Genomic DNA, 16344 nt, shown 5'->3' with positions numbered 1-16344 from the left:
TAGCCAGTCAGGCTGGCAGCACGCTGCGCGAGGCGATCAAAGCGCGCGTCGCGATGGTCCGCGCGGCCTCCGGCGGCAAGCCCAAAGCGCTCGCCATCGCCTTGCCGAGCAGTGCATCGCCCATCGCCATCAGCACGAGCTGGAGCGTGTCCTCGTAGATCAGCTTTCCCGAATCCTCATCCTCGGCCAGTTCGTCGACCAGGCGGTGGATCGCGTTGAGCACGGGGTCGAGCGCATCGTGATTGCCGGACAGGATCATCCAGGTCGCCATCGCCCCCGCGCCGTGGGCAAAGGCGTCGAAGGTGAGATCGACCACTTCGCGCGGATCGGCCTCGCCCACACGGGCGCGCTTCGCCGCCGCGCCGATTTGTGCGGTGATCGAATCCGCCAGATGCGTGATCAGCGCCTTTTGCAGGTCCGCTGCCGAGCCGAAATGATGCAGCAGATTGGCGTGCGTCCGCCCAATCCGCGCCGCCACTGCCTTTAGCGTAACCGCTTGCGGACCCTGTTCGACCAGCAGCGCACGTGCCGCCTCGATCGCGGCGTCCCGTGACTCTTCCGGGGTAAGCCGTTTGCGCACTATTGACACGAGTGTAAGTAGCTCATAGTTTCAGACCTGTTCTTCCCTGCTGTACGGAGTTTCCCGTGGCGAAAGCAACAAGTCCTGCAGATCTGTCGATTACACCGCGTGATTTGCGCTTTGGGCGCGGCACGGCGATGCGGCGGTGGTGGCTCAACAATGATCCGTTTGCGACCGCCTTCTACAACGCGCTGTCGGTGACCTTCCCCAAGGGCGAGGGCTTTTTCATCGAAAGCGTGCGCAATTTCCGCGAGGGCACGCCGCCGCGCCTGCACGCGGAGATTCAGGCGTTTATCAAGCAGGAGGTGATCCACACGCGCGAACATGTGGCGTTCAACCGTCATGTCACCGATCAGGGCTATGACGTGACGCTGTTGGAGGGCCATATCGACGAGGCGCTGGCGCTGACCAAGGGACGTCCGCCGATCGCGAGCCTGGCCGCGACGATGGCGCTCGAGCATTTCACCGCAATGCTTGCGCATCAATTGATCGCCGATCCGCGTCACCTGAAGGGCGGGGACGAACAGGCGGCGGCCTTGTGGCGCTGGCATGCGGCCGAGGAGATTGAGCATAAGGGCGTCGCCTATGACACCTGGCTCCACGCGACGCGCGACTGGTCGCGTTGGCAGCGCTGGAAGATCAAGGCCTTCGTGATGCTGGGCACGACGCACAAGTTCTTTGTCGGGCGGTACAAGGGTATGCTCGAACTGCTGCGGCAAGACGGGATTACCGGTGCCCGGGCGCATTTCGGGATTCTGTGGTATGCGCTCGGGCAGCCGGGGATGGCGCGGAAAATCCTGGGGGCGTGGCTCGCTTTCTTCCTGCCCGGCTTCCACCCGTGGAAGCATGACGACCGCGCGTTGATCGCACTGGCAGAAAGTGATTATGCGGCGGCGGTGTTGCCGAGGGCGGTTGTTGCGGCTTGAGGGAGCGGGTGAGGGTTAGGAACGGTTCGGGAAGAGGGCTCGAACGAAAGCGCTGAACGGCATGATCTGGTGGGAAGCCGTCGGACTGCTTCCGGATCAAAAATGCCGATCGCCGACTTTCAGCTTTCCCACCTGAAGCCCGTTCACTCTACACCGGCTGGTAACGACCATTTTCTTAGGTAGCTTTGCGAAGCCGGGGCTTGATGCGGTTCGCAAAAATGGTGATGTCGGTCGCAAATGCTTCGTTGATCAGTCCGGCGGCGGCAGCCACGCTCACAGGATCGCTCTCGATCTTCTGGGGAAAAGCAGGCATTTTAGTGCGGATGCGGTCGCTCGACTTTAAAGTGATTGACTCTCCTGCCGCGAAATCTCGGAACGTAAAGAAAGCTAATATGTCCTTGCCATAGAGGGGGTGCCGATTGAACATGATCTGATCGACGCGAAACTCGTAATAGCAGGCCGCCCGGGATTCCGTATTACGCGTGCTCGACTTCCAACGAGCATCGATCGGATCATGATATACAATCTCGGTATCGGCAGCGAGACCGAAGGCCGCGCGAAGATCGAGCTTTTTGAACCGCTCGACCTGCTGGGTTGGATTCAGAAGTGCGGTTAACACCGCTATCTGCTTGTCCGTTTTACCGGCCATTAAAGCCGGAATAACGCCGCCTGCCCAACTCGCCATTGTGGCACCGTCTAAACGGTTTGTCGGCCATACGTGCATTTCGCAGGGCTCGGCGACAGCTGGAGAAGCCCAGAATAGGATCGCCGATGTCATTACTGCGATGAACGTTTGTCGGCTCATGGTGCCCCCGGCGCTGGATGTGAATGCTCGTTATTCAATTGCCCGTTGCTCGGCTATAGCAGTTGGACCCGTCGCATGCGCAATGTCGATGCGCTTCCGGCACCTTCAGAACGCTCGGGCGATTACATCAGCGCCCCACGTGATGGCGAAAGCGCGAACGTCCGCAGTCGGGAAGTATAATCGGCCGGTTGAACGTCCGCAATTGGCGCTTGTCGACTGATCGCTAAAACAGTCCAGCCCTAAAACACCGGCTCCTCGCCCGGTTTTTCGGGCACGTGAATGCCGCATTCGACCTTTTCCCAGCCGCGCCAACGCCCGGCGCGCGGGTCTTCGCCGGGAAGCACCTTGCTCGTGCACGGCGCGCAGCCGATCGAGGGATAGCCCTCGGCCTCGAGCGGGTGGCGCGGCAATTTGTGTTCGGCGAAATAGGCGTCGAGCCGCGCTTTGTCCCAATCCGCGAGCGGATTGAACTTCAAGCGGCCCTCATCCTCCTCAAAGCGCGGCATCGCCTGGCGCGTGCCCGCCTGGAAGCCCTTGCGGCCCGAAATCCACCCGTCGAACGGGCTGAGCGCGCGGCGCAGCGGCTCGACCTTGCGCAGGTCGCAGCAGCCGTCCGGATCGTAATTCCAGCGCAAGCCCGTGCCGTCCTTGGCCGCGAGCAGGCGGGGATCCGGCCGGAACACGCGCAGGTCGGTGAAGCCGAGCTGCTCCGACAGTTGGTCGCGATAGGCCAGCGTTTCCCCGAAGATCTTCTGCGTGTTGAGGAAGATCACCGGAATATCGCGGTCGATTTGCGCGATCAGGTGGAGCAGCACCGCGCTTTCGGCACCGAACGACGATACCGCCGCGACGCGCCCTTTGAGTTCACCGGTCAACAGTTCGCCCAGCATCTCGCTGGTGCCGACCCCGGCAAAACGCGCCTCCATTGCCGCTGCGTCGGCGGCGGAGAAGGGCGTGACGTCGATCAGGTCGAGCTTGCGCGCGGTGCTAGCCATGCCGCAGCGCCCAGACCGGCACGCGCCCGTCAGCGGCCTTTTGATAAACGTTTTCGTAGCGCGTAAGCGCGGCTTCGAGGGTTGCGGGATCGATCTCGGCTTGCGGCGCGAAGCTGTCAAAGCCGCAGCGCTTCATCAGCGGCATCTGGTCGACCAGCACATCGCCCTGCGCGCGCAATTCGCCGGTATAGCCCGCCTCGCGCAGCACGCGCGCGGCGGAATAACCCCGGCCATCGCGGAAGCTGGGGAAGCTGACTTCGACCAGCGCGATCCGGTCGAGATAGGGCAGCAGCGCGCGCGCATCGTCGCCCGCTTCGAGCCGGACGGCGGTGGCGTTGGTCTGCGAGTCGAGGAACGCGTCGAGCGTGACGGCGGGCTCGTCTGAAATCGCGTCACCCCGGCGCAGGCCGGGGTCGGCCTGGGGGTGCTGGGGTGTGTCCAACGGGGCGGCCCCGGCCTGCGCCGGGGCGACGGTTTGGGCTTTATCCATACAACGCCTCCTTGAAGGGTTCCATGCCGACGCGACGATAGGTGTCGAGGAAGCGCTCGCCCTCCGCGCGTTTGGCGAGATAGACGTTGGTCACGGTTTCGACCGCGTCGACGATGCCGTCCTCGTCAAAGCCGGGGCCGGTGATTTTGGCGAGGCTGGTATCCTCCGCGCCCGATCCGCCGAGCAGCAACTGGTAATTTTCGGTGCCCTTCTTGTCGACGCCGAGGATGCCGATGTGCCCGGCATGGTGATGCCCGCAGGCATTGATGCAGCCGCTGATCTTGAGTTTCAGTTCGCCCAGATCGCGCTGGCGGTTCTGGTCGGCGAAGCGCGTGGCGATCTTCTGCGCGACCGGGATCGAGCGTGCATTGGCAAGGCTGCAATAATCGAGACCGGGGCAGGCGATGATGTCGCTGATCAGGTCGAGATTGGCAGGGGCGAGCCCGGCACCGTCGAGCGCCTGCCAAATGGCGTAAAGATCGGCCTTGCGGACGTGCGGCAGCACGATGTTCTGCGCGTGGGTCACGCGCAGTTCGTCGAAGCTGTAGCGCTCGGCGAGATCGGCCATCAGGTCGATCTGCTCGGCGGTGGCGTCGCCGGGGATGCCGCCGGTCGGCTTGAGACTGATCGTGACGATCGCATAGCCCGGTTGCTTGTGCGCGGCGGTGTTCTGATCGACCCACACCGCGAAATCGGGATCTCTGCGGTCGATCGTTTCCGGCGCATCGGTAGAAAATGCCGGGGGCGCAAAGAAGGCGGTGATGCGGTCGAATTCGGCCTTGGGTGGATCGAGCCCGAGCGATTTGACGTGCGCGAACTCTTCCTCGACCTGGCGGCGATATTCGTCGGCACCCAGCTCATGGATCAGGATCTTGATCCGCGCCTTGTAGATATTGTCGCGTCGGCCATAGCGATTGTAGACGCGCAGGCACGCCTCGACATAGCTCAGCAAATCGTCGGCGGTCACGAAATCCTTGATCTCGGGCGCGATCATCGGGGTGCGGCCCATGCCGCCGCCGACATAAATGCGCCCGCCGAGCACGCCATCCCGTTCCAGCAATTGAATGCCGATGTCGTGCAGCCGCATCGCCGCGCGATCTTCCTCGGCCCCGATCACCGCGATCTTGAACTTGCGCGGAAGGTAGCTGAATTCCGGGTGGAAGGTGCTCCACTGGCGCAGCAATTCCGCCCAGATGCGCGGATCGGCGACCTCGTCGGCGGCAGCCCCGGCATATTGGTCGGACGAGATATTTCGGATGCAATTGCCGCTGGTCTGGATCGCGTGCATCTCGACCGTCGCCAGATCGGCAAGGATGTCGGGCGCGTCGGACAGCTTGATCCAGTTATACTGGATGTTCTGACGCGTGGTGAAATGGCCGTAGCCGCGATCGTACTTGCGCGCGATCGTCGCCAGCATCCGCATCTGGCGGCTGTCGAGCGTGCCATAGGGGATGGCGACGCGCAGCATATAGGCGTGGAGCTGCAGATACAGGCCGTTCATCAGCCGCAGCGGCTTGAACTGGTCCTCGGTGATCTGTCCCGCCAGACGGCGCCTTACCTGATCGCGAAACTCCTCGACGCGGGCATCGACGATCTGCTGGTCATATTGGTCGTATTTATACATGTCAGATTACCCAGCTTCCGGCCGCAGGATCCGCAGGCTTCAAGGTCAGATCGGGCCGCACCGTCGGACCGAGCGCGCGGACGCGGTCCTTTATGTGTGCTGGGCGCGGGCCTTCCGGCGTGGCGGTGGCGTCGATCACATAGGCACCGTTGACCCGGCGCGCGCCTTCCTCGGCGCGGGCGATGCTTTCGCCCTGGTCGCCGACATCGGCGGCGTCCTCGACATGGCGGGACCAGCTTGAGCCCGTCCACCACAGCACATCACCCGTCGGCAAATCGTTTCCGGTCAGCAGTTTCAAGCAACAGACTCCGCAATTCTGGCCCAGCGACCGAGCTTATCCTCGGCGTCGGACAGATCGACAACTTCGCCGACGACGATGATCGCCGGGGACGCGACCTTTTCGCGCTCGACCATCGACCCGAGATCGGCGAGCAGAGTGCGGATCGCGCGGTGCCCGTCGAGCGTGCCGCGCTCGAGCACCGCGACCGGCATTTCGGGGGCGACGCCGTCGCGCATCAATTTGTCGGCAATGTCGCTGGCGGTGGCGACGCCCATATAAATGACGAGCGTGCGGCCCTTGCCGGCCAGCCCCGACCAGTCCTGATCGGTCAGTCCCTTGCATTGCCCGGCAACGAAGCTGACCGCGCTGCTATGGTCGCGGTGGGTCAGCGGCAGCATCGCCTCCGCCGCGCAGCCCAACGCTGCCGACACGCCGGGGATTACCTCGACCGGCAGACCGGCGGCGCGCACCGCTTCAACCTCTTCGCCGCCACGCCCGAAGATGAACGGATCGCCGCCCTTCAGCCGCACCACGATCGCGCCGGTCTTCACATGCGCGATGATGAGGGTGTTGATCGCCTCCTGCGGCAAGGTGTGCCGGGCTCGCTGCTTTGCCACGGAGATTCGCTGTGCGGTCGCGGGGGCGAGGTCGAGCACGCGCGGATCAATCAAACCGTCATGTACCACGACATCAGCGCTTTCGAGCGCCGCGACCGCGCGCACCGTCAGCAAGCCGGGGTCGCCCGGGCCCGCACCGACGAGAATGACGCGCCCGCGCGCGGTGGGATCGAGAAGCGTTGCCATCGTTATGCGATGGGCTGGACCTGCGCCCGGGGCAATTCACGGTTGCTTGGGGGCTGGGTAGACCAGCTTTTTCCCACTTACTTGATAGGGGATCAGTCCTTGTTCGCCAATTCCCTCGATCGCCGCGCCAATTTGGCGGCTTCGTCGATCAGCAAGGCAGCGACCTCGCTGTCGCGTTCGCGGATCGCAATGGCGAGGCAATTGTCCGATTCGGTTTTCAGCTTGCGGGCGCGGGGCGGTTCGCAATCGGCGGTGTCAGCGTTTTTCACGAACACGCAAAAGCCTGGAATGCGCGTAAGTTCCTGAATTCGCGGCCAGCGGTTGGCCGAAACCCAATAAGTCGACCGCCAACCGCGTTACGCGTCGCGCAAACCGACACCGATCGAAGCGCGCGCCTGGTCGGCCTCGCTTGAAACGACGGGATAGGCGCAATAGTCCGCCGCGTAATAGGCGCTTGGCCGATGATTGCCCGACCAGCCGATGCCGCCGAACGGGGCTCCGGAGGAGGCACCGTTGGTCGGCTTGTTCCAATTGACGATTCCGGCGCGCGCATTGGCCCAGAACTGGTCGTACAAAGCCGGGTTCTGGCTGAGCAACGATGCCGACAGGCCGTAGCGCGTGTTGTTCGCTTCGGTAATGGCATCTTCGAAGCTGGATTTGCGGATGACCTGCAGGATCGGGCCGAACAGCTCGATGTCGGGCCGGTCGTTCATTTCGGTGGTGTCGATCAAGGCGGGGCGCAGGAACGGGCGGTCCGCAATCGGGCGTTCGAGATGGCGGATCGGCCGCCCGCCACGCATCATCAGTTCGAGGAAGCTCTCGCTGAGCAAATCGGCGCTCTCATTGTCGATCACCGGCCCCATGAACGGCGACGGGGTGGCATGAGGTTCGTCGACGATGATGCGGTTGACCAGCTTGGTCACTTCCCCAAGCAGCGGCTCGAACAGCTTTTCGTCGACGATCAGGCGGCGCGCGGCGGTGCAGCGCTGACCGGCACTGGTGAAGGCCGATTGCACGATGACGATCGCGGCGGAATGCAAATCGGGCGAATCCCACACCACGATCGGGTTATTGCCGCCCATTTCGAGGGCAAGAATTTTCTCTGGTCGGCTCGCGAACGCGCGGTTGAGCGCGATGCCGGTGTGCGCCGATCCGGTGAACAGCAGACCATCAATGCCGTCATGCGCGGCGAGCGCCTTGCCCTCGGCGGCACCCCCGATCAACAGGCGGACGCACCCCTCGGGCACGCCGCCGGCATGGAAACATTCGACCAGAAAAGCGCCCGAGGCCGGGGTCTTTTCCGACGGCTTGAACACCACTGCGTTGCCTGCGAGCAAGGCGGGCACGATATGGCCGTTGGGCAAATGCGCCGGGAAATTATAGGGGCCCAGCACCGCGAGCACGCCGTGCGGCTTGTGCCGCAAGGCCATCCGTCCGCCCATTTGCGAATCGAGCCGTCGCTGCGGTGTGCGTTCGGCATAGGCCGTCACGGAAATGTCGACCTTGGCGATCACGGTTTCGACTTCGGTGCGGGCTTCCCACAGCGGTTTTCCGGTTTCGCGCGCGATCAGATCGGCAAAGGCATCGGCACGCGCACGCACGACATTGGCGAAGCGGCGCAGGGCCTCGATGCGATAGGCGAGGGGCTGTGCCGCCCAGCTCGCCCAGCTTGCCCGGGCAGTGGCCACCTCGGCGTCGACATCGCCAATCGAGCCACGCCACAAGGTGGCACCGGTCGCGGGTTCGAAGGAAAGAAGTTCGGAAGACATTTACAACGGTCTCTGCCTCAGAATCGTGCGCAAATCCACTCTGCTCGCGGCGGTTCGCTCACTATGGGTTACGTCATCGCCTCACCCATCTCGCGGATGCGCGCGATTTTGGCATGAAAGGGCTGCCAATCGTCCTTCTGGTCGATCGCCGCCCAGATCGTCTCGACTTCGTCGATCAACATCGAACAGGGCGTGCCCTGCCAATAATGATGGTCGCGGGGCTTGCGGGCGACGTAAGGCGTAAGCGCAGCGCGCACCTCGGCGAAGGCCTCGCCTTCGGGCGCGACGCCGCCGAACGTGTCGAAGAAAAAACCATCAAGGCCGCTTTCGCTCGTCCGCAGCGCGCGTTCGACCGTCTGCACCAAGCCACGGTCCTGCTGCGGATCGCGTGGCGTGACGCCCAGTCGCCACAAGATCGCGTGGGACACCGCAAGCTGGTAGCGCTCTGCGAAGCTTTCCAGCACTGCGATCAGCGGTTCGGCCGCGCTGATCGTGCGCAGGCTGACCGCGAGCTGCATCACGTCCCAGTGAATCGCCTCGGGCTGGCGGCCGAAGGCATAGAGTCCGGCATGATCGAAATAGGCGGCGGTGAAACCTGGGTCCCAGGTCGGCGCGAATCGCCACGGGCCGTAATCGAAACTCTCGCCCGTCACGTTGATATTGTCCGAATTGAGTACGCCGTGGACGAACCCCGCTGCCATATAGCTGGCGGCGAGCGTCGCGGCGCGACCGACCACAAGATCGAGCAGACGCTCGGCGGCATTCTCGCCGGGCACCTCGTCATACAGGTTGCGCAGGACATATTCGACGAGCCGCGTCATGTTCTCGGCATCGCGCAGATAGGCGATGCGCTGGAAGGTGCCGATGCGGATGTGGCCGTGGCTGAGCCGCACCAGCACCGCCGAACGGGTGGGGGAGGGCTCGTCGCCGCGCTCCAGCGCCTCGCCGGTTTCGATCAGCGAGAAGCTGCGCGAGGTTTCGACGCCCAGCGCTTCCAGCATTTCGGTGGCGAGCACTTCGCGCATGCCACCTTTCAGCGTCAGTCGCCCGTCGCCAAAGCGGCTCCAGGGTGTCGTGCCGGACCCCTTGGTGGCAAGGTCCATCAGCCGCCCGCGCGTGTCGCGCAATTGCGCGAACAGAAAGCCGCGCCCGTCGCCAATCTCGGGATTGTACACGCGGAACTGGTGGCCATGGTAGCGCAGTGCCAGCGGCTCCGCGAGACTGCCCGGCAGGCTCTCGAACCGCCCGAAATGCCGCAGCCATTCGTCGTCGCCCATCGTATCAAGTCCGACCTCCCGCGCCGCGCGATCGTTACGAAAGCGCAAGCGGGTTTCGGGAAAGTCGGCGGCGGCGACGGGATCGTAAAAGGCATCCCCCAGTTCGAGGATCGCGCTGTGCGGCGCATATGCTTGCGGGGTGATGCTCATGCGTGGATATGGAGGGTGCCGACCGCAGGACGCAACCCCAGGATCTGACCATGTCGCCTTATGAAAATCGATATTGGTGGTCGAATGACGGGGTGCGGCTGCACTATCGCGAGTATCCGGGCCCCGACGATCGCCCGCCGATCCTGTGCCTGCCCGGCCTGACGCGTAACGCGCGCGATTATGACGACCTCGCGCGGCGGCTGTCGCCACAGTGGCGCGTGATCGCAGTCGATCTGCGCGGGCGCGGCGAGAGCGGCTACGCCAAGGACCCGATGACCTATGTCCCGCTTACCTATGTGCAGGATATTGAGGGGCTGCTCGGCGAACTGGGCGTGGCGCGCTACGTCGCGATCGGCACCTCGCTTGGCGGAATCGTGACGATGTTGCTGGCGGGGACGGCGCGCGAAACGCTGGTGGGGGCCGTGCTCAACGACGTCGGCCCGGAGATCCGGCCCGAAGGGCTTTCGCGTATCCGCAGTTATGTCGGCAAATCCAGTAGCTGGCCCACCTGGATCCATGCCGCGCGCGCGGTGGCGGAGGCGAATGGCGACGTCTATCCCACCTATGGCCTCGAAGACTGGCTGGCGATGGCCAAGCGCTTGTATCGGCTCAACAGTGCGGGGCGGATCGTGCTCGACTACGATATGAAGATCGCGGAGCCGTTCCGCGTGCCGGGCAATGAGGCCGGACCCGATATGTGGCGCGCGCTCGACCGCTTGAAGGACGTCCCCACGCTGATCGTGCGCGGGGGCAAGTCCGATATCCTTGCCGCGAGTGTCGCCGAGCGGATGGTCGCCGGGCTCACCGTTGGCGAATTGGTTACGGTCCCCGGGATCGGTCATGCCCCGACGCTTGGCGAACCGGAGGCGCTCGCCGGGATCGATCGCCTGCTCGCGCGGATTGCGGCGGAACCGGCACCGGGCTGACGCGTCTCCCGGCAGTATAACCGGGAGCTTTGCATGACTGACCTTTCCGATGCGTATACCGCAATGCCCAGTTTGAAGGGCAAGCGCGTGATCATCACCGGCGGCACGACCGGGATCGGTCGTGCTATCGCCGTGCTGCTGGCGAGTGAGGGCGCGCGCGTGTTTATCTGCGGCCGCAGCGCGGCGCACCTGGCCGACGCGCTTACGCGCATTCGCGAGGTTGGCGAGGGCGACGGCATCACGCTCGACCTTGCCGAGCCTGCGAGCCCGAAAGCGTTCGTCGAGGCCGGCCGGGCGTATCTCGGCGGCGTCGACGTGTCGGTCATCAACGCCGCTGTCGCTGCCGAGGGGCTGAGCGAAATGTCCGAGGAGGACGTGCGCTATGCCATCGCGACCGATTTTACCGGTTATCTGATGACTGCCCACGCCTCGATCGCGGCGCTTGGCGACGCGGGCGATATCGTGTTGATCGGCTCGATGAGCGCGCATGTGCTGGGCCCCAATTCGACCGTGTATGCCGGAATCAAATACGGCATTCAGGGTTTTGCCGAGGCGTTCCGTAGGGAAATGGGACCCAAGGGCATTCGCGTCGCTTTGGTCGAGCCGGGCCTGACCGGATCGACCATGCAGGAGCCAGAGATGCCGCCGGAAAAACAACGCGAGAAGATCCGCGACGAAACCGCACTGCGCGCCGAGGACATTGCGGTCGGCGTCCAGTATATCCTGACGCAACCGCGTCGCGCGGTCGTGCAACAATTGACCATCACGCCTCGAAACGAGAATTCGGAATGAGCTTTTCCCATGATGCGCTGATCTTCGGTCCCGCCGATGTCGACCTGGCGCGGTCGCCGCTTGCAGGCAAGGTGGATGCCGAAACCTATGTGCTGGGCGCGTTCAACCCCGGCATGACGCGGCTGGCGAATGGCAATCTGCTGCTGATGGTGCGCGTGGCGGAGGCGTTGCGGGCACCGATGACGGATCAGCATATCAACGCCCTGCGTTGGTTCGACGGGGGGTATTGTCTCGATGCCTGGCCGCTCGATTTTGTCGATACCTCCGATCCGCGCAAGTTCATGATGCGGGGCGGCGGATGGAAGGTGATGGCGCTGACCTCGCTGTCGTGGTTGCTGCCGGTCGAACTTACCGCCGACGGCACCCGCGTTGAGGCGGTGCATTACGACAAGGCCGTCACCCCGCGCGCCTCATACCAATGCTACGGCGTCGAGGATGCGCGGATCAGCAAGGTCGGCGATCGTTATCTGATGACGACGTGCTCGGTCAGCCCGGAGCGGCATTCGACCACGCTCTACACCTCCGACAACGCGCTCGACTGGAGACTGGAGGGTATCGTGCTGGATCACCAGAACAAGGACATGCTGATCTTTGAGGGGCAGATCGGCGAGAAATACTGGGCGCAGACCCGGCCGCTCGGCGATTTGTATTTCGCTTATCCACCGGGCAGCGAATGGCGCGCGGGGCCGTCGATCAACCTCGCCAGTTCGCCCGATGCGCTGCACTGGAAGCCGTATGACAAGCCGGGCATCCGCCCCCACGCAGCGACGATGGCGACGGCGCGGATGGGTGGCGGTGCCCCGCCGATCGCGACGCCCGAAGGCTGGCTGACCTTGTGGCACGGCGTGGAGCCGTCGGGCGTGGTCGGGATTTACCGGACCTATTGGTCGATCCTTGATCGTGACGATCCCAGCATCGTCCTGCGGACCAGCCATAATCCGCTGATCGAGGCCAATCCGGCGCTGACCGATCCTATCAAGGAGCTGATGTACATCGACAATGTTGTGTTCACGACGGGCATTGTCGACGCCGGCGACCACTATGTGGTGGCCAGCGGCGAGGCCGATCTCGCCTGTCGCATCACGCATATCCCGAAATCGGCCTTCGCCTGAACGAGCCCCTCCCGCGGTAGCGGGAGGGGGTAAGGCCTTATTCCTCGCGCTGGCCCATCAGGCCCAGCAGCAGCTGAAACAGGTTGATGACGTTCAGGTACAGCGACAGCGCGCCCATGATCGCGAGTTTTTCGGCAGCTTGGGTGCCGGCGTACGCGAAATATTCGCTCTTCAGGCGCTGCGTGTCCCAGGCGGTGAGTCCGGTGAACACGACGACACCGGCGACCGAGACGACCGTCTGCAGCACCGACGAGCCGATGAACAGATTGACCAGGCTGGCGCCGATCACGCCGATCAGGCCGACCATCAGGAAGGTCGACATCTTGGTCAAGTCGCGCCCGGTGGTGTAGCCCCACAGGCTCATGCCAGCGAACAGCGCGGCGGCGGTGAAGAACGCCTGCGCGATGCTGGTGCCGGTGAACACCAGGAAGATGCTCGCCATCGACACGCCCATTACCGCTGCGAAGGCGAAGAAGGCGGTGCGGGCACCCGACGTCGTCATCCGGTCGATGCGGAACGAGAAGAACATCACGAAGGCGAGCGGCGCGAACATCGCCACCCATTTGAGCGGGGTGCCGAAGATCAGCGCCACCAGCGCGGGCGTCGAGGCAACGCCCAGCGCGACCAGCCCGGTCAGCGCCAGGCCGATCCCCATGTTGCGATAAATGCCGAGCATGTAGCTGCGAAGCCCCTCGTCGCGCGCGGCGACGGTATTGGGGATGGTGCGATAGACATTGGGTTGCACGGGTGTGGGTCCTTTATGCGGTAGCGGTGACGCGCCGGGTCAGCGCGCGGTGAAGATGGTCCTTGATCGCGAGGCGGCGCTTCTTCAGCGCGGCGATGTGCACAGGATCGGGGGCCAAACGCGCGCGCTCGCGCGCCACGGCGGAGTCGATTGCGCGGTGGAGGGCGGTCAGGCGGTCGATCATTTTGGTCATGGCAGCAGCCTCTTCTTCGATGGTGAAATCGATCGGGCTGTTTCGGGGCGGGGACGGTGTCATGGGCCGTCCAGCACCGAGCGAGCTCGATGCGGTCCGACATCACGAGGGCTTGTTCAGCCCTCGCCAGAGGGGCCCGGTCCGCATCCCGAAAATATGGAGCGTTGCGCGCGCTTTCAAGAGGCGGGCGAGATGACTGGGGAGATGACGTGGCATTCATTTGCCGCTAACGCCCGGCCAAATGGCGCGCCCGGTCAACATTCTGCATCTGCACTCCACCTTCTCGCTGGGCGGAAAGGAGGCGCGCGCGGTACGCCTGATGAACGCCTTTGGCGACCGTGCGCGGCACACGATCGTGTCGAGCATGGACGGCCAGTATGGCGCGCGCGATGCGATCGCCAAGGGCATCGATTACGAGATCGCGCAGAACCCGCCGCCGCTGACCGGCGGCCCTTCGGTCAAGCGTTACGAAGCGATCGCGGCCTATATGCGCCGCTTCGATTTGGTGCTGACCTATAATTGGGGCGCGATCGACGGGGCGATGGCGCGGCGCGTGTCGTCCGCCGGGGTGCCGCCGCTGGTGCATCATGAGGACGGTTTCAACGCCGATGAAGCCGATGGGCTGAAGCCGACGCGCAACCTCTATCGCCGCTTCGCGCTGACCAAGGCGGCGGCGTTGGTGGTGCCGTCCGAGACGCTGGAAGACATTGCGCTGAAAACGTGGAAGCAGCCGCGCGCGCGCGTCCACCGGATCGCCAATGGCATCGACACTGCGCTGTATGCGCAAAAACCCAAGCCCGATGCGATCCCCGGCTTCAAGCGCAAGCCGGGCGAAATCGTGATCGGCACGCTTGCCGGGCTGCGCGAGGTGAAGGACCTGCCGATGCTGGTCCGGGCGGTGGGCGGCATGTCGGCGCGCGTGCGGCTGGTGATCGTGGGCGAGGGGCCCGAGCGGCAGGCGATCCTCGACACCGCCGAGCGGATGGGGATGCTCGACCAGTTGGTGATGCCCGGCTTCCTGCCGCGCCCGCACGAATATATCGGGCTGTTCGATATTCTGGCGCTATCGTCCAAATCCGAGCAATTCCCGATCTGCGTGATCGAGGGGATGGCGGCGGGCTTGCCGATCGTGTCCACACCGGTCGGTGACGTGCTGCGCATGGTCGTGCCCGAAAACAGCAGCTTCATCGAAAAGCGCGGGCATGAGGTCTTGATCCGCGATGCGCTGGAGGCGCTGGCCAAATCGGACCCGGAAGGGCGGCGCTGGCTCGGCGAACTCAACCGGCGCAAGGCGGTGGCCGAGTATGACGAGGCCACCATGATCGCCCGCTATGCCGGGCTCTACGGCGCGGTGATCGGGCGGCCGGAGGCCTTCGTCTAATTGACGATTTGCCCGTCGGTGCATCCAAAGCGTATATCATACGTAAGTTTAAGTCGGAGGCTGTCACGTTGTTCAAAGGTTTGAAGCCCATCGTCTATGGCGGCCGTGAGGTCTGGCCCCTGGTCGAGGGTGGCAAAGGCGTCGCCGCGACCAACCACGCAAGCGCGGGGGCATGGGCGGCGGCGGGCGGCATCGGCACGGTTTCGGCCGTCAATGCCGACAGTTACGATCCCGACGGCAAGATCATCCCGCAAGTCTATAAGGCGCTCACCCGCCGCGAACGGCATGAGGAACTGATCGACTATGCGATCGAGGGGGCGGTGCAGCAGGTGCGCCGCGCGTTCGACATTGCCGGTGGCAAGGGCGCGATCAACATCAACGTGCTATGGGAAATGGGCGGTGCGCAGCGCATCCTGCACGGTGTGCTGGAACGCACGCGCGGGCTTGTCTCCGGAGTCACGTGCGGCGCGGGCATGCCCTACAAGTTGAGCGAGATCGCGGCGTCCTATGAAGTCAGCTATCTGCCGATCGTCAGCTCGGGCCGCGCCTTCCGCGCGCTGTGGAAGCGCGCATATTCGAAGGCGGCGGAATGGCTGTCGGCGGTGGTGTATGAGGATCCGTGGCTGGCGGGCGGCCATAACGGCCTGTCCAATGCCGAGGACCCGCTCGTCCCGCAGGACCCGTATCCACGCGTGAAGGCGCTGCGCGAGACGATGCGCGAGGGCGGCATTGCCGACAGCGTGCCGATCGTGATGGCAGGCGGCGTCTGGTATCTCCGCGACTGGTCCGACTGGATCGACAATCCCGAACTGGGCACGATCGCTTTCCAGTTCGGCACGCGCCCGCTGCTGACGCAGGAAAGCCCGATTCCCGATGCGTGGAAGGCACGCCTCACCAATATCGAGGAAGGCGAGGTGCTGCTGCACCGCTTCTCGCCCACCGGTTTCTATTCGAGCGCGGTGCTCAACCCGTTCCTGCGGCATTTGCAGGCGCGTTCCGAACGGCAGATCGCCTTTTCGACGCAAAGTGCCGGCGACCATGTGTTCCAGCTCGACGTGGGAGTGAAGGGCAAGAACTTCTGGGTGACGCGCAACGACCTGCTGCGCGCGCGGCAGTGGTTCGGCGATGGCTTTACCGACGCGCTGAAAACGCCCGACAACACGCTCGTCTTCGTCACGCCACAGGACAAGGGCGTGATTCGCAAGGACCAGGCCGATTGCATGGGTTGCCTCAGCCAGTGCGCTTTCTCATCCTGGTCCGACACCGAGACCAATTCGACCGGCCGCCTGGCCGACCCGCGCAGCTTCTGTATCCAGAAGACACTGCAGGACATCGCGCATGGTGGCGATGTCGAACAGAATCTGATGTTCGCTGGGCACGGTGCTTATCAGTTCAAGCGCGATCCGTTTTATTCCAACGGGTTTGTGCCGACGGTGAAACAATTGGTTGACCGTATTTTGACCGGAGACTGATGTCTTAGCGCTGTCGCAATGTTT

Annotated in this window: 18 protein-coding genes; 6 read left to right on the top strand and 12 right to left on the bottom strand. The window is 63.9% G+C overall.

All coding sequences use genetic code 11. The annotated features are described in order from the left end of the window. Nucleotides 1-7: 7 nt before the first annotated feature. Nucleotides 8-589, bottom strand: coding sequence for a TetR/AcrR family transcriptional regulator (locus tag ACP7BY_RS03125; protein WP_033965053.1), 582 nt, complete (start codon nucleotides 587-589; stop codon nucleotides 8-10). Nucleotides 590-645: 56 nt separating this feature from the next. Here ACP7BY_RS03125 and ACP7BY_RS03120 point away from each other — a divergent pair, with 56 nt between their 5' ends. Next, nucleotides 646-1506 (top strand): metal-dependent hydrolase, encoded by an 861-nt coding sequence (locus tag ACP7BY_RS03120; RefSeq protein WP_033965055.1) that lies wholly within the window; start codon nucleotides 646-648, stop codon nucleotides 1504-1506. A 175-nt stretch (nucleotides 1507-1681) separates the two neighbouring features. Here the strand turns inward: ACP7BY_RS03120 and ACP7BY_RS03115 are convergent, their stop codons facing one another. The 9 genes from ACP7BY_RS03115 to ACP7BY_RS03075 form a co-directional block, all read right to left on the bottom strand. Next, complete coding sequence (locus tag ACP7BY_RS03115) at nucleotides 1682-2311, bottom strand: hypothetical protein (protein WP_137903106.1); 630 nt, start codon at nucleotides 2309-2311, stop codon at nucleotides 1682-1684. Between the two features lie 239 nt (nucleotides 2312-2550). After that, on the bottom strand, nucleotides 2551-3306 hold the full coding sequence (locus tag ACP7BY_RS03110) for a phosphoadenylyl-sulfate reductase (RefSeq protein ID WP_137903107.1): 756 nt from the start codon (nucleotides 3304-3306) through the stop codon (nucleotides 2551-2553). Continuing rightward, a complete protein-coding gene (locus ACP7BY_RS03105; RefSeq protein WP_249340884.1) occupies nucleotides 3299-3796 on the bottom strand; it encodes a DUF934 domain-containing protein in 498 nt (165 codons plus the stop codon). Before ACP7BY_RS03105 ends, ACP7BY_RS03110 begins: the two co-directional genes overlap by 8 nt. Continuing rightward, the gene (locus ACP7BY_RS03100) at nucleotides 3789-5420 is read right to left on the bottom strand and encodes a nitrite/sulfite reductase (RefSeq protein WP_033964304.1); all 1632 of its coding nucleotides are present in this window, start codon (nucleotides 5418-5420) and stop codon (nucleotides 3789-3791) included. The genes ACP7BY_RS03105 and ACP7BY_RS03100 overlap by 8 nt, the downstream gene beginning before the upstream one ends. A 1-nt stretch (nucleotide 5421) precedes the next feature. Next, a complete protein-coding gene (locus tag ACP7BY_RS03095; protein ID WP_126846979.1) occupies nucleotides 5422-5718 on the bottom strand; it encodes a DUF2849 domain-containing protein in 297 nt (98 codons plus the stop codon). Then, the gene (gene cobA / locus ACP7BY_RS03090) at nucleotides 5715-6503 is read right to left on the bottom strand and encodes a uroporphyrinogen-III C-methyltransferase (RefSeq protein WP_033964306.1); all 789 of its coding nucleotides are present in this window, start codon (nucleotides 6501-6503) and stop codon (nucleotides 5715-5717) included. Before cobA ends, ACP7BY_RS03095 begins: the two co-directional genes overlap by 4 nt. Before the next feature lie 92 nt (nucleotides 6504-6595). After that, the gene (locus ACP7BY_RS03085) at nucleotides 6596-6772 is read right to left on the bottom strand and encodes a hypothetical protein (protein ID WP_231564988.1); all 177 of its coding nucleotides are present in this window, start codon (nucleotides 6770-6772) and stop codon (nucleotides 6596-6598) included. A gap of 87 nt (nucleotides 6773-6859) precedes the next feature. After that, nucleotides 6860-8272: a succinylglutamate-semialdehyde dehydrogenase gene (gene astD, locus ACP7BY_RS03080; RefSeq protein ID WP_209515354.1), complete on the bottom strand. Its 1413-nt coding sequence runs from the start codon at nucleotides 8270-8272 to the stop codon at nucleotides 6860-6862. A 68-nt stretch (nucleotides 8273-8340) separates the two neighbouring features. Beyond that, nucleotides 8341-9699 (bottom strand): protein adenylyltransferase SelO family protein, encoded by a 1359-nt coding sequence (locus ACP7BY_RS03075; RefSeq protein WP_033964308.1) that lies wholly within the window; start codon nucleotides 9697-9699, stop codon nucleotides 8341-8343. Between the two features lie 50 nt (nucleotides 9700-9749). Here ACP7BY_RS03075 and ACP7BY_RS03070 point away from each other — a divergent pair, with 50 nt between their 5' ends. From ACP7BY_RS03070 to ACP7BY_RS03060, 3 genes are read left to right on the top strand one after another with little or no spacing between them, the layout of a single operon-like run. Continuing rightward, nucleotides 9750-10625, top strand: coding sequence for an alpha/beta fold hydrolase (locus ACP7BY_RS03070; RefSeq protein WP_033964327.1), 876 nt, complete (start codon nucleotides 9750-9752; stop codon nucleotides 10623-10625). Between the two features lie 33 nt (nucleotides 10626-10658). Further along, nucleotides 10659-11417 (top strand): SDR family oxidoreductase, encoded by a 759-nt coding sequence (locus ACP7BY_RS03065; protein WP_033964309.1) that lies wholly within the window; start codon nucleotides 10659-10661, stop codon nucleotides 11415-11417. Next, entirely contained in the window at nucleotides 11414-12529 is a 1116-nt protein-coding gene (locus ACP7BY_RS03060; protein WP_137903109.1) for a glycosidase, read from the top strand. Before ACP7BY_RS03065 ends, ACP7BY_RS03060 begins: the two co-directional genes overlap by 4 nt. A 37-nt stretch (nucleotides 12530-12566) precedes the next feature. On the opposite strand, the gene ACP7BY_RS03055 is transcribed toward ACP7BY_RS03060, so the two are convergent. Both ACP7BY_RS03055 and ACP7BY_RS03050 read right to left on the bottom strand, forming a co-directional pair. After that, nucleotides 12567-13205: a Bax inhibitor-1/YccA family protein gene (locus ACP7BY_RS03055; protein ID WP_126847167.1), complete on the bottom strand. Its 639-nt coding sequence runs from the start codon at nucleotides 13203-13205 to the stop codon at nucleotides 12567-12569. Nucleotides 13206-13287: 82 nt separating this feature from the next. Beyond that, nucleotides 13288-13467, bottom strand: a complete 180-nt coding sequence (locus ACP7BY_RS03050) for a YdcH family protein (protein ID WP_137903110.1) — start codon at nucleotides 13465-13467, stop codon at nucleotides 13288-13290. Nucleotides 13468-13708: 241 nt separating this feature from the next. Between ACP7BY_RS03050 and ACP7BY_RS03045 the strand changes: the two genes are divergently transcribed. Further along, nucleotides 13709-14848, top strand: a complete 1140-nt coding sequence (locus ACP7BY_RS03045) for a glycosyltransferase (protein ID WP_033964311.1) — start codon at nucleotides 13709-13711, stop codon at nucleotides 14846-14848. A 68-nt stretch (nucleotides 14849-14916) separates the two neighbouring features. Then, entirely contained in the window at nucleotides 14917-16320 is a 1404-nt protein-coding gene (locus tag ACP7BY_RS03040) for an NAD(P)H-dependent flavin oxidoreductase (protein ID WP_137903111.1), read from the top strand. Nucleotides 16321-16344: the final 24 nt, after the last annotated feature.

Origin of the sequence: Sphingomonas sp. PSPC2-2, assembly GCF_049897725.1 — a bacterium.
GTDB lineage: Bacteria > Pseudomonadota > Alphaproteobacteria > Sphingomonadales > Sphingomonadaceae > Sphingomonas.
This window is presented reverse-complemented; position numbering and strand designations above follow the sequence as displayed.

Excerpts from the sequence above, each read along its gene's own strand:
- ACP7BY_RS03115 (WP_137903106.1), bottom strand. The coding sequence starts at position 2,311 with ATGAGCCGACAAACGTTCATCGCAGTAATGACATCGGCGATCCTATTC.
- ACP7BY_RS03110 (WP_137903107.1), bottom strand. The coding sequence starts at position 3,306 with ATGGCTAGCACCGCGCGCAAGCTCGACCTGATCGACGTCACGCCCTTC.
- ACP7BY_RS03105 (WP_249340884.1), bottom strand. The coding sequence starts at position 3,796 with ATGGATAAAGCCCAAACCGTCGCCCCGGCGCAGGCCGGGGCCGCCCCG.
- ACP7BY_RS03100 (WP_033964304.1), bottom strand. The coding sequence starts at position 5,420 with ATGTATAAATACGACCAATATGACCAGCAGATCGTCGATGCCCGCGTC.
- cobA (WP_033964306.1), bottom strand. The coding sequence starts at position 6,503 with ATGGCAACGCTTCTCGATCCCACCGCGCGCGGGCGCGTCATTCTCGTC.
- astD (WP_209515354.1), bottom strand. The coding sequence starts at position 8,272 with ATGTCTTCCGAACTTCTTTCCTTCGAACCCGCGACCGGTGCCACCTTG.
- ACP7BY_RS03075 (WP_033964308.1), bottom strand. The coding sequence starts at position 9,699 with ATGAGCATCACCCCGCAAGCATATGCGCCGCACAGCGCGATCCTCGAA.
- ACP7BY_RS03070 (WP_033964327.1), top strand. The coding sequence starts at position 9,750 with ATGTCGCCTTATGAAAATCGATATTGGTGGTCGAATGACGGGGTGCGG.
- ACP7BY_RS03065 (WP_033964309.1), top strand. The coding sequence starts at position 10,659 with ATGACTGACCTTTCCGATGCGTATACCGCAATGCCCAGTTTGAAGGGC.
- ACP7BY_RS03060 (WP_137903109.1), top strand. The coding sequence starts at position 11,414 with ATGAGCTTTTCCCATGATGCGCTGATCTTCGGTCCCGCCGATGTCGAC.
- ACP7BY_RS03055 (WP_126847167.1), bottom strand. The coding sequence starts at position 13,205 with ATGCTCGGCATTTATCGCAACATGGGGATCGGCCTGGCGCTGACCGGG.
- ACP7BY_RS03050 (WP_137903110.1), bottom strand. The coding sequence starts at position 13,467 with ATGACCAAAATGATCGACCGCCTGACCGCCCTCCACCGCGCAATCGAC.
- ACP7BY_RS03045 (WP_033964311.1), top strand. The coding sequence starts at position 13,709 with ATGGCGCGCCCGGTCAACATTCTGCATCTGCACTCCACCTTCTCGCTG.